Below are 12,594 nucleotides of genomic sequence, written 5' to 3' on the forward strand. Positions count from 1 at the left end.
GTCCACCTGCCAGGCTTTACAGTCGCTTTTATGAATAAAACCATTTTTCCGTATAGGGCCCTGGCTTACTTTTAGTTAAAACGGTCGCCGCTTCCTTCTCTCCATTTACTCTTAATGTGAAGATAATTCTTACAATCGCAGGGCTTGCCTGCCTTCAAGGTTTTCTGTAATCCCTGAACCTCGTTTATCTACAGCCAACACAGTATAAAAGGAGCAGGCGGGTGGGGGCCGGTGACAGGCAATCCGCAGCGCTGAGCGCAGGGAGGAAGACCCGGATGGGCCAGCAGGGATGCTGGCACAAGGGTATGTCGGGACAGGGATGTCCCGTCATGCCCGGTCCGAAAGGTCGACGAGCGGAGCGAAGGGACCGCGCCACGCGCGGCGCGAGGACCGCCAGGCACCGGGCCCCACCCGTAGGCGACACCCCGGACTGTTGCAACACCAGGCCCCATCCGTAGGCGACATCCCAGATGTTGCAACACCGCGCAAAGATGCTGTTTACCAGTCAATCCCCTGCTGAGCCTGAACACCTGCATCGAAGGCGTGTTTGACCGGTCGCATTTCGGACACGGTATCCGCGACATCAAGGATTTCACGGTGACAGCCTCTGCCGGTAACAATGACATTCTGCTGGGAAGGCCGCCCTTGCAGCGCAGCCACCACCTCCTCTGCGGAGAGATAGCTCAGACTCACCATATAGGTAAGCTCATCCAGAACCACCAGATCCAGCGTCTCATCCTGAAGCATCCGTTTTGCATGCTGCCAAACCTGCTGGCAGGCGAGGGTATCTGTGGTTCGGTTCTGTGTATCCCAGGTAAATCCGGTTGCCATCACCTGAAACTCCACGCCGTGTGGCTCCAGCAGGTTACGTTCGCCGTTTGGCCATTCACCTTTAATAAACTGGATAACCCCTACGCGCAGGCCGTGACCGGCTGCCCGACAGGCTGTGCCAAAAGCGGCCGTGGTTTTGCCTTTACCGTTTCCGGTGAAAACCATCAGAATACCGTGCGCCTTCGTAGCTGCCGCTATCCGGGCATCTACCTTCTCCTTTAGCTTTTGCTGACGCTGCTGATGGCGATCCTCAGCCATCACTCAGCCGCGCCAGGTTTGCGGCCCGGCTGAGCATCGAAGCTAATGCCGGTTTCGCCTTTACTGTCATCGCCCATCAGATAAAGATAGAGCGGCATAATATCTGCGGGTGTTTTCAGCTTACCGGCATTCTCCTGAGGGAAGGCGCTGGCACGCATTGCGGTACGCGTCCCACCCGGATTAATACAGTTAATTCGCAGCTGCTCAGGCGCGTACTCCTCGGCCATCACCTGCATCATGCCCTCGGTGGCAAACTTTGATACGGCATAGGCACCCCATCCTGCACGGCCCTGACGTCCCACGCTGGAGGAGGTAAACACCAGGGAAGCACCTGGGGAGACTAACAACAGGGGCAGCAGTGCCTGAGTCAGAAAAAAGGTGGCGTCAACGTTCACCCGCATCACCTGCTGCCAGACCTGCGGATCCTGTTTATCCATCGGGACGATATCGCCCAGCAGGCCAGCATTGTGCAGTACACCATCCAGTCGGGAGTAGCGCTGGCTGATTTCGCTGGCAACCCGCTGGCAGGATCCTGGTGTAGCCTTATCTAAATCAAGGACATACAGGCTGGCGGGGGCCTGGCCAAGTGCGGCAATCTCCCCGGCGACGGCCTCAAGCTTTTGTGGATTACGTCCCAGTAGTAGAACCTGTGCACCATGTCGGGCGTAGGTGATTGCCGCTTCGCGGCCAATGCCGTCGCTGGCGCCGGTAACAAGAATGATACGATCGGTTAGCAACCTGGCGCTGGGGTGGTAGTCCATGAAAATTCCTCTGGCGAAAATAAGGCGGCGGAAAGTAAAAAGTGAATTCTCCACCTGGATATGAATGTGTTTTATGCCTTAAAACCCCCTTAGGTTCAACGATAGCAGCAACGAATGCGTGCGTTAATACCAGGATTTTGGCGACGACGGAGTGTGTCTCAGCTACACTAGCGATTGATTAAATATGATGTTAAACAAGGCGGAATGAGTGGAATTACTCTCTTACTATGGGCTTTTTCTGGCCAAAACGGTCACCGTGGTGGTGGCGATTGCCGCTATTGCCATTATTATCACTAACCTGATGATGCGCAAGCGCGCGCAAAGCGGCCAGCTAAAGATAGTACACCTGGATGAAAACTATCGGCAAATGAAGGATGAAATGATGCTGGCGGGGATGGAGCCTCATGAGCAAAAGCTATGGCACAAGGCGCAAAAAAAGAAGGACAAGCAGGAGGCGAAAGCAGCTAAACAGCGGGCAGGCGCGGGCCAGGCAGTGACAGAGGCCAAACCCACCCTGTATGTGGTTGACTTTAAAGGCAGTATGGATGCACATGAGGTTAGCTCCCTGCGTGAAGAGCTTTCGGCAGTAATGGCGGTCGCCAAAGAGCAGGACGAAGTGTTGCTTCGGCTGGAAAGCCCGGGCGGCGTCGTGCATGGATACGGTCTTGCTGCCTCACAGCTGCAACGCCTGCGCGCAAAGGGCATTCGCCTGACGGTCGCGGTTGACAAGGTCGCCGCCAGCGGCGGCTATATGATGGCCTGCGTGGCGGATCGCATTGTGGCGGCTCCCTTTTCCATCATTGGCTCAATCGGCGTTGTCGCGCAGATCCCCAATTTCAACCGTTTGCTAAAGCGTAACGAGATTGACGTGGAGCTGCATACGGCGGGCGAGTATAAGCGTACGCTGACCCTTTTCGGTGAGAATACCGAGCAGGGGCGCGAGAAGTTTCAGGAGGATCTCAATGAAACGCATCTGCTGTTTAAACAGTTTGTTCATCAGATGCGTCCTTCACTGGATATCGACAGGGTTGCGACGGGCGAACACTGGTTCGGCACCCAGGCGCTGGAGAATGGGTTAATTGACGCCATCGGCACCAGCGATGATTTGATCATCGATCGCCTGGAGAGCCACAAAGTAATTAATGTACGCTTCACGCGGCGCAAAAAAATGATGGACCGTTTCACGCAAAGCGCGGCCAGCAGCACCGAGCGTCTTTTGCTGCGTCTGTGGCAGCGTGGCAACAGGCCGCTGCTGTAAGAACGGAGACGCCCGCGCTGCGGGCGTCAGGTACTCAGGTGATAGCGCGGAGAAAGCGTTACCGCCAGCAATTTGAAGACGTTAAACACTGCCGTACTCTTTTGAGAAGGCAATCCCTGTTCATCCAGGAAGTAGTCCCCGCGAAAAATAAGCAAATCACCATTTTGTTCAACGTCCGTTGCTTCCATACCCGGAAAATAATTCTCATGGTCGGCAATCATCTGGTTTGCCAACTGTAGCAGTGGGACACGATCGATTGATTCAGTCTGTTTCATCGAGTTCTCTCCTTTATAGTCACGCTCACAGAGATTAGTTTACGTCCGGTATGACCTCTACCGCAAGATCAGGACAGAGTCTGCGCAATGTTGTGCTTTTTTCCCTGGTTCCTGGCGTAAATGGCGGGCAGATGCTAATTAAGTTGCGTATCAAATTTTATCAGGTACAGTGTGGGCGTTTCAGGTTCCGGGCGTAAATGAGACTTTACGCTTTGTTAGGAATGCGCTTAACAGGTTGTAAAAGGTGTCGTTAATCAGCAGGTTGGAAGCCTGAACAGGAAGAGGTGAAGGAACAAATACTCACGGGGTAGCCTTGATTCTACCCGACCTTAACGCAATGCTATTGCCTATGGGCACACGGCACCGTCTACACTCGGATGTTTTAAACAGGTAAAGGTAAATATGGGCAAAGCTCTCGTAATAGTTGAGTCCCCGGCAAAAGCCAAAACGATCAATAAATATCTCGGCAATGACTACGTGGTGAAATCCAGCGTTGGTCACATCCGTGATTTGCCGACCAGTGGCTCAACGGTTAAAAAGAGCGCTGACTCTACAACCAGTAAACCGGCTAAGAAGGTCAAAAAGGACGAAAAAACGGCCCTGGTAAGCCGTATGGGCGTCGATCCTTACCACGGCTGGGAAGCGAATTATCAAATCCTGCCGGGTAAAGAGAAGGTGGTTTCTGAACTGAAATCCCTTGCGGAAAACGCTGACCATATCTACCTCGCAACTGACCTTGACCGCGAAGGGGAGGCCATAGCATGGCACCTGCGGGAAGTGATTGGTGGCGATGACTCACGCTTCAGCCGCGTGGTGTTTAACGAAATTACAAAAAATGCGATTCGTCAGGCATTTGAAAAGCCGGGCGAACTGAATATCAGCCGCGTTAACGCCCAGCAGGCCCGCCGGTTTATGGACCGCGTCGTGGGCTATATGGTGTCTCCACTGCTGTGGAAAAAAGTGGCTCGCGGTCTGTCAGCCGGACGCGTACAGTCCGTGGCGGTCCGTCTGGTGGTGGAGCGCGAGCGCGAGATTAAAGCCTTCGTCCCGGAAGAGTACTGGGAGCTGCATGCCGATCTCAGCACCCCAAAAGGCACAGATCTGTTGATGGAAGTTACCCATCAGCATGATAAACCGTTCCGACCGGTGAACGGCGAGCAGACGCAGGCGGCAGTTAGCCTGCTGGAAAAAGCGCGCTATGTTGTCGCCGATCGCGAGGATAAACCGACCAGCAGCAAACCCGGTGCGCCCTTTATTACCTCTACGCTGCAGCAGGCTGCGAGTACCCGCCTGAGCTTCGGCGTGAAAAAGACTATGATGATGGCGCAGCGTTTGTATGAAGCGGGTCACATTACCTATATGCGTACGGACTCCACCAACCTGAGCCAGGATGCGATAAGCATGGTGCGTGGCTACGTTGAAAGTGAGTTTGGCGACCGTTATCTGCCGAAAGCGGCGAATACCTATACCAGCAAAGATAACTCACAGGAAGCGCACGAAGCGATTCGCCCCTCAGACGTTAGCATTCACTCCGAACAGCTGAAAGATATGGAGCCTGATGCACAGCGTCTTTACCAGCTCATCTGGCGCCAGTTCGTTGCCTGTCAGATGATGCCTGCGCAATACGACTCCACCACACTGACCGTTACTGCTGGCGATTTTAAGCTTAAAGCGCGTGGCCGCACCCTGCGTTTCGATGGCTGGACTCGCGTCATGCCCGCTCTGCGTAAAGGTGACGAAGAGCGGACGTTACCGCCGGTTGAACCTGGTGAAGCGCTGAACCTGAAGACGCTTAAGCCTGCTCAGCACTTTACCAAGCCACCGGCACGTTTCAGCGAAGCATCCCTGGTACGCGAGCTGGAGAAGCGCGGTATTGGCCGTCCTTCAACCTACGCCTCCATCATCTCCACCATCCAGGATCGTGGCTATGTTCGCGCTGAAAGCCGCCGCTTTTATGCGGAAAAAATGGGCGAAATCGTTACCGACCGACTGGAGGAGAACTTCCGCGAGCTGATGAACTATGACTTCACCGCGCATATGGAAGACAGCCTGGACCAGGTCGCGAATAATGAAGCGCAGTGGAAGGGCGTACTGGATACCTTCTTTGCCGACTTTACTCAACAGTTGGAAAAGGCCGATAAGGATCCGGAAGAGGGCGGCATGCAGCCGAATCAGATGGTCCTGACCTCAATCGACTGCCCGACCTGCGGACGTAAAATGGGGATCCGCACGGCCAGCACCGGCGTATTCCTGGGCTGCTCGGGCTATGCCCTGCCGCCAAAAGAGCGCTGCAAGCAGACCATTAACCTGATCCCTGAGAATGAAGTCCTGAATATTCTCGAGGGTGATGATGCTGAAACCAATGCGCTGCGCGCCCGTCGTCGCTGTGAGAAGTGCGGAACGGCAATGGACAGCTATCTGATTGATAATCATCGGAAACTGCACGTCTGCGGAAATAACCCAGGCTGCGACGGATATGAAATCGAGCAGGGCGAATTCCGCATCAAGGGCTATGATGGTCCGGTGGTTGAGTGCGAGAAATGTGGTTCTGAAATGCACCTTAAAATGGGGCGTTTCGGTAAGTACATGGGCTGCACGAATGACGAATGTAAAAACACCCGTAAAATCCTGCGAAATGGTGATGTGGCGCCACCGAAAGAGGATCCCGTTCCTCTGCCGGAGCTGGAGTGCGAGAAGTCGGATGCCTATTTCGTGCTGCGCGACGGAGCGGCTGGCGTATTCCTTGCGGCGAACACCTTCCCTAAATCACGGGAAACGCGCGCGCCGCAGGTTGAAGAGCTTCAGCGGTTTCGTGACCGCCTGCCGGAGAAATTACGTTATCTGGCCGATGCGCCCGTCGCGGACGACGATGGCAATAAGTCCGTGGTGCGCTTTAGCCGCAAAACGAAGCAGCAGTATGTCAGCACGGACGTAGACGGCAAAGCCACGGGCTGGTCTGCATTCTATGTAGACGGCAAATGGCAAGTGGCTGAGAAGGCTGCGGCAAAAACAGCTGCGAAAACGTCCAAAGCCCCCGCTAAGGCAGCCACAAAAGCCGCAGCGAAAGCGACGGCCAAACCGGCTATCAAAGCGACGGCAAAAGCTGCAGTTAAAACAACTGCGAAAACGTCGGCCAAAACTGATGTAAAATCAGCGAAGACGACCGCCAGTAAGAAGTAATCCGATCTGGGCCAGCACGCTGCTGGCCCATCTACTACCCCTCTCCTGCGCTATACATCCTGACCATATTTGATATAGTTGTTATAGATAACGCCTTTCTTATTATTATAAAGCATTAGACCGGCATCAGCTGGCTGTAGCCCATTGCGCTACAACCTCTACCTGTGTCCGGCGCGCGGGCTTCAACCCTGGATGGAATAACAAATGAAATTGCAGCAGCTGCGTTATATCGTTGAGGTGGTTAATCACAACCTCAATGTATCTTCAACGGCTGAGGGTCTATACACCTCCCAGCCCGGTATCAGTAAGCAGGTTCGCATGTTAGAGGACGAACTTGGCATCCAGATTTTCGCCCGCAGCGGCAAGCATCTGACTCAGGTCACCCCGGCAGGACAGGAAATTATTCGTATTGCCCGGGAAGTCCTGTCAAAAGTGGATGCGATTAAGGCCGTGGCGGGTGAGCACACCTGGCCGGATAAAGGGTCACTCTATGTCGCGACCACCCACACACAGGCTCGTTACGCGCTGCCCAATGTGATCAAAGGGTTTATCGAACGCTACCCACGCGTCTCATTACATATGCATCAGGGATCGCCCACACAGATTGCAGAGGCCGTGTCGAAAGGCAATGCGGATTTCGCCATCGCCACCGAAGCCCTGCACCTGTATGACGATTTAATCATGCTGCCTTGCTATCACTGGAATCGCGCAATCGTCGTTACCCCCGATCACCCTCTGGCGGGTAAAACGAAAATCTCCATTGAGGAACTGGCCGAATACCCGCTGGTCACTTATACCTTCGGATTTACGGGCCGATCAGAACTGGACACCGCATTCAATCGGGCAGGGCTGGTGCCGCGTATCGTCTTTACTGCGACCGATGCTGACGTAATAAAAACTTATGTCAGACTGGGACTGGGCGTAGGGGTCATCGCCAGCATGGCGGTAGATCCCGTATCAGACCCTGACCTCATTCGCATTGAGGCAACCGATGTCTTTACATACAGTACAACAAAGATAGGCTTTCGAAGAAGCACCTTCCTGAGAAGCTATATGTATGATTTTATTCAGCGTTTTGCCCCTCATCTGACGCGAGATGTGGTCGATACTGCCGTCGGTTTGCGCTCGAATGAAGACATTGAAGCCATGTTCAAAGACATTAAACTCCCCGCCAGGTGATCCCCAACGCCATAATTTGTGTTATGTCAAGGCCCACGTAATGGGCCTGATCCCTTCGATAACCTTCAACTATTGTTAACATCGCTGAAACCTTTTTATTATTTTCCATAAACAAAACATGGTTCACATGTTTTTTCATTGTTATTCATTAAATGAGAAACAGAACACATTTTCTGTTAACTGCCTTTGCGAAAGGCCATGTTGATTATCATACTTTTTGTCAGGAATGGCGTCAGATGGCACTTAAAAAGAAAAAACAAAATTTTTTATAGTAATAAATGGATCTAAATTATCACTTAAGACGATTTATTTGGCTTAAGCGTTAATTAATTTACTTTAGTTTCATTAAAGGCAACGATGAAACCCGGTGTTTTTTGATAAATCCCGTTAATCGTTTTGTTCAATAAAAATTACTGGATTTCATTCCGTAAAATGTTTAGGATTCATCCTAATTTCTGATTGGTCCAAACAATCGTTTCAATGAGAGTGATTATCAAAAACTATGGCTACGAGATTATCTGTACAACCCGAATTCGGGCATAAGACCCTCAAGGTTCAGCGTAACAGCAATCTGAAGCGCAAGGCCTGGTTGGCGATTTTTGCGGGATCAGCGGTATTTTGGATCGCTGTAGTATTCATGATTTGGCGTATTTGGGGATAACCATGCAGCTACGGTCAGCGAACCACCATCCGCAGCAGAGCAGAAAGGTAAACGAAACCTATTGCAAAGCCCCTTCACTCGATCAGGTTATTATTCCTGAATCATGGCAGATGACGGATACGCAGCGTCAGTTTATTGAAATGATGATGGACAACGAAAACAAATAATAAACCGTCTCATTTTTTATTTTTTAACTCATTTTTTTAATACAGAGAGTTAGCCTCAACGTCAGCGGTAAGCATCTATTATGACAGAGTGATGCCGTGCTGCCGGGATGCGTAAGCAAATCATCTAAATGACATTTTACCGGCAACTTTTTTTAAGCTCAAACTGACTGGCATTTTCCGACCTGAGTGAGGCAAATATGAATTTAACGCAAATGACCTGGTTTACCACCTGGACCTTTTCCGCCTTATTCTGGACGAGCCTCGTCTGGATGGGAATGATAATGCGCTAGTACGCGCTAATTGCTCCGCCCTCTTTAATAGAAACGCCTCGCTGACTTTGTCCGCGGGGCGTTTTTGTTTCTTCAGATTGTTTCAGTGCTTGTCATTTGGTGTTGTTATCAGAACGTTACCTGATGTATGTACTATGTTTAAATCTGACCCTGTAAATACTCGGGTTATAGTCAGAGTGAAACAAAGGAGGAGTGATGTCGTCTACCCTACACCAAATAAGTAAGGATCAGCTGGATGTAAAAGGCCAGCGTTACCATTACTACAGCCTCAGCCGGGCTGCTGAAGAGCTTGGCGACCTTTCGCGTCTGCCCAAATCCCTCAAGGTTTTGTTAGAGAATCTGCTGCGCTGGCAGGACGGCCAGTCCGTGACCGCTGACGATATCGCCGCGCTGGCTGGCTGGCTTAAAAATGCACATGCGGACCGTGAGATTGCTTATCGTCCCGCGCGCGTGTTAATGCAGGATTTTACCGGTGTTCCCGCCGTCGTCGACCTTGCCGCCATGCGTGAGGCTGTTAACCGCCTGGGCGGTGATGTGGCGAAGGTGAATCCGCTAACGCCGGTGGATCTGGTCATCGATCACTCGGTCACGGTCGATCGCTTTGGTGATGATGATGCCTTTGAGGAAAACGTCCGGCTGGAAATGGAACGTAATCACGAGCGCTATGTGTTTTTACGCTGGGGGCAAAAGGCGTTCAATAAGTTTAGCGTGGTTCCACCCGGAACGGGTATCTGCCATCAGGTAAATCTGGAGTATCTAGGGCAGGCCGTCTGGCATGAAACGCAGGACGGCGAAGAGTTTGCCTGGCCGGATACGCTGGTGGGGACGGATTCCCATACCACCATGATTAATGCGCTGGGTGTGCTGGGGTGGGGCGTGGGCGGTATTGAAGCAGAAGCCGCCATGCTCGGACAGCCGGTTTCGATGCTTATCCCCGATGTCGTCGGTTTTAAATTGTCCGGTAAGCTCAGGCCTGGCATTACCGCTACCGATCTGGTGCTCACAGTAACCCAGCTGCTGCGCAAGCACGGCGTGGTCGGCAAATTTGTTGAATTCTATGGCGACGGGCTGGACGATCTGCCGCTGGCGGATCGTGCCACCATTGCCAATATGGCCCCGGAATATGGAGCAACCTGCGGGTTTTTCCCGGTAGATGATGTCACTCTCGCCTATATGACCCTGACCGGGCGCAGCGCCGATCAGGTGGATCTGGTTGAAGCCTATGCTAAAGCTCAGGGCCTGTGGCGTAACAGGGGCGATGAGCCGGTATTTACCAGTTCGCTGGCGCTGGATATGAATGAGGTTGAGGCCAGCGTGGCCGGCCCTAAACGCCCCCAGGACCGGGTATCGCTTGGTGATGTACCCGAGGCGTTTAATGCCAGCAATGAGCTGGAAGTCAATCAGGCGGTGAAAAAACACCAGCCCGTGACCTATACCGACAGCCAGACCGGCAGAGAGCATCAGCTGGATGATGGGGCGGTGGTGATCTCTGCTATCACATCCTGTACCAATACCTCGAATCCCAGCGTATTGATGGCAGCCGGCCTGCTGGCTAAAAAGGCGGTTACCCTCGGACTGAAACGAAAGCCGTGGGTGAAGGCCTCGCTCGCGCCCGGATCGAAAGTGGTATCAGATTATCTGGCGGCTGCCCGACTGACGCCTTATCTCGATAAGCTTGGTTTTAACCTTGTCGGCTACGGCTGCACGACCTGCATCGGCAACTCCGGCCCGCTGCCTGATGCGGTGGAAAATGCCATCAGGGCAGGGGATCTGACCGTGGGTGCGGTATTGTCCGGAAACCGTAATTTTGAAGGTCGCATTCATCCCTATGTGAAAACCAACTGGCTGGCATCGCCACCGCTGGTCGTTGCTTACGCGCTGGCGGGGAATATGAAAATCAATCTGCAAACGGATCCCATCGGGGAGGATACAACGGGTAAGCCGGTGTTCCTGAAGGATATATGGCCATCGCCCGAGGAGATTGCAGAGGCGGTCGGGCAGGTATCCACCGCCATGTTCCATAAAGAATACGCCGAAGTTTTTGAAGGGACGCCCGAATGGCAGGAGATTAAGGTCAGCGAGGCGGCAACCTATGACTGGGATGAAGGCTCAACCTATATTCGACTGTCGCCATTTTTCGATGAGATGGGCAAGGAACCAGAGCCGGTCAAAGACATTCGGGGCGCCAGAATCCTTGCCATGCTGGGTGATTCGGTGACGACTGACCATATCTCCCCGGCCGGTAGCATCAAAGCGGAGAGCCCGGCAGGGCGCTATCTGCAGCAGCACGGCGTAGAACGCACCGATTTCAACTCCTACGGATCCCGTCGTGGTAATCATGAAGTGATGATGCGCGGCACCTTCGCCAATATCCGCATCCGTAATGAGATGGTTCCGGGAGTCGAAGGCGGCGTGACGCGTCTGGTGCCGGGTGACGAGCAGCTGTCAATTTACGATGCGGCGATGAAGTATCAGCAACAGGGAACGCCCCTGGCCGTCATTGCCGGTAAAGAGTACGGCTCGGGTTCAAGCCGGGACTGGGCAGCTAAAGGGCCGCGTCTGCTGGGCGTTAGAGTGGTTATCGCTGAGTCATTTGAGCGTATTCACCGCTCTAACCTTATCGGTATGGGAATTTTACCGCTGGAGTTTCCGCAGGGGGTGACGCGCAAAACGCTGGGCCTGACCGGAGACGAACAGATTGATGTGGCAAATCTGAGCGCCCTTAAACCGGGCGGGCAGGTGAGTGTCACGCTAACCCGCGCCGACGGTACCCAGGAGACGCTTGACGCGCGCTGTCGCATTGATACGGGTAACGAACTGACCTACTATCAGAATGACGGTATCCTGCACTACGTGATCCGCAATATGCTCAACTGACGGCGACGGTCCGCTCCAGGGTATTGGGTCGGGGCTTAAGCAGGCCGGCGGATACTGACAGAGAGGGGGCCTCGCAGAGCGATGCTGGAACCGGTAAGGAGCGGGTGTATACCCGCTTCTGACGCCGTACAGGGGTGCTGTGCAGTGGTAATAGCCGGCAGTATGGAAACCCGTACCTGCCTGCGCCTTTATAAGGGCATCTCAATATGCATTAATTACTCTTTTGACAGCAGATGCCCCATTTTAGCGGCTTTGGTATCAAGGTAGTGGGCGTTCTCGGGGTTGCGTCCCACGATTAAAGGGACACGCTCAACAATATTAATCCCGGCTTCACTCAGGATCTCAACCTTACGGGGATTATTGGTCAGCAAATGCACTTCCCGCACGCCAAGCAGTTTGAACATATCTGCACACAGCGTGAAATCGCGCTCGTCGGCGGCAAACCCCAGCTGGTGGTTCGCTTCAACCGTATCGTAACCCTTGTCCTGTAGGGCATAGGCGCGGATTTTATTCAGCAAACCGATATTACGCCCTTCCTGGCGGTGATACAGCAGTACGCCGCGCCCCTCTTCCGCAATGTGATTCAGCGCGGCTTCCAGCTGAAAACCACAGTCACAGCGCAGGCTGAACAGCGCATCGCCGGTCAGACACTCGGAGTGAACGCGGGCCAGTACCGCTTCGCCATCGGTAATGTCGCCATAAACCAGAGCAACGTGGTCATGGCCCGTTGCCAGTTCTTCAAAACCTACCATAAGGAAATCCCCCCATGGCGTGGGCAGTTTGGCCTCTGCCACCCTCTTAAGCTGCATGTGATTCTCCAGAATCTTCAGGTGTTGCGCTATCATCATGGTAGCGTG

The 12,594-nt window shown here is 53.2% G+C and carries 9 protein-coding genes and 1 pseudogene; 6 read left to right on the forward strand and 4 right to left on the reverse strand.

Going from position 1 to position 12,594, the window contains the following annotated elements; translation table 11 throughout:
* Positions 1–498: 498 nt before the first annotated feature.
* Complete coding sequence (gene cobO / locus AC4PCC_RS10085) at positions 499–1,089, reverse strand: cob(I)yrinic acid a,c-diamide adenosyltransferase (protein ID WP_492127278.1); 591 nt, start codon at positions 1,087–1,089, stop codon at positions 499–501.
* Positions 1,089–1,850 (reverse strand): YciK family oxidoreductase, encoded by a 762-nt coding sequence (locus tag AC4PCC_RS10090; RefSeq protein WP_492127279.1) that lies wholly within the window; start codon positions 1,848–1,850, stop codon positions 1,089–1,091. The genes cobO and AC4PCC_RS10090 overlap by 1 nt, the downstream gene beginning before the upstream one ends.
* A gap of 208 nt (positions 1,851–2,058) precedes the next feature.
* On the opposite strand from AC4PCC_RS10090, the gene sohB reads away from it, so the two are divergent.
* Positions 2,059–3,108 (forward strand): protease SohB, encoded by a 1,050-nt coding sequence (gene sohB / locus AC4PCC_RS10095; protein ID WP_492127280.1) that lies wholly within the window; start codon positions 2,059–2,061, stop codon positions 3,106–3,108.
* Positions 3,109–3,134: 26 nt separating this feature from the next.
* Here the strand turns inward: sohB and AC4PCC_RS10100 are convergent, their stop codons facing one another.
* A complete protein-coding gene (locus AC4PCC_RS10100; RefSeq protein ID WP_067701494.1) occupies positions 3,135–3,383 on the reverse strand; it encodes a DUF2498 family protein in 249 nt (82 codons plus the stop codon).
* Positions 3,384–3,785: 402 nt separating this feature from the next.
* Here AC4PCC_RS10100 and topA point away from each other — a divergent pair.
* The 5 genes and pseudogenes from topA to acnA all read left to right on the forward strand — a co-directional run.
* Positions 3,786–6,380: pseudogene (gene topA, locus AC4PCC_RS10105) on the forward strand (type I DNA topoisomerase); the annotation flags it as partial.
* Between the two features lie 387 nt (positions 6,381–6,767).
* Positions 6,768–7,742, forward strand: a complete 975-nt coding sequence (gene cysB, locus AC4PCC_RS10110; protein ID WP_067701497.1) for an HTH-type transcriptional regulator CysB — start codon at positions 6,768–6,770, stop codon at positions 7,740–7,742.
* A gap of 502 nt (positions 7,743–8,244) precedes the next feature.
* Positions 8,245–8,403 carry a YmiA family putative membrane protein gene (locus tag AC4PCC_RS10115; protein ID WP_416248632.1) on the forward strand — a complete coding sequence of 53 codons (159 nt, stop codon included), beginning with the start codon at positions 8,245–8,247 and terminating at the stop codon, positions 8,401–8,403.
* A gap of 2 nt (positions 8,404–8,405) precedes the next feature.
* Positions 8,406–8,570: a YciX family protein gene (locus AC4PCC_RS10120; RefSeq protein ID WP_492127281.1), complete on the forward strand. Its 165-nt coding sequence runs from the start codon at positions 8,406–8,408 to the stop codon at positions 8,568–8,570.
* Between the two features lie 485 nt (positions 8,571–9,055).
* Complete coding sequence (acnA, locus tag AC4PCC_RS10125) at positions 9,056–11,737, forward strand: aconitate hydratase AcnA (protein WP_492127282.1); 2,682 nt, start codon at positions 9,056–9,058, stop codon at positions 11,735–11,737.
* 215 nt (positions 11,738–11,952) lie between these two features.
* Here the strand turns inward: acnA and ribA are convergent, their stop codons facing one another.
* Positions 11,953–12,546, reverse strand: coding sequence for a GTP cyclohydrolase II (gene ribA / locus AC4PCC_RS10130; RefSeq protein ID WP_492127283.1), 594 nt, complete (start codon positions 12,544–12,546; stop codon positions 11,953–11,955).
* Between the last annotated feature and the right edge of the window lie 48 nt (positions 12,547–12,594).

It is taken from the genome of Erwinia sp. L03-1 (assembly GCF_058686115.1).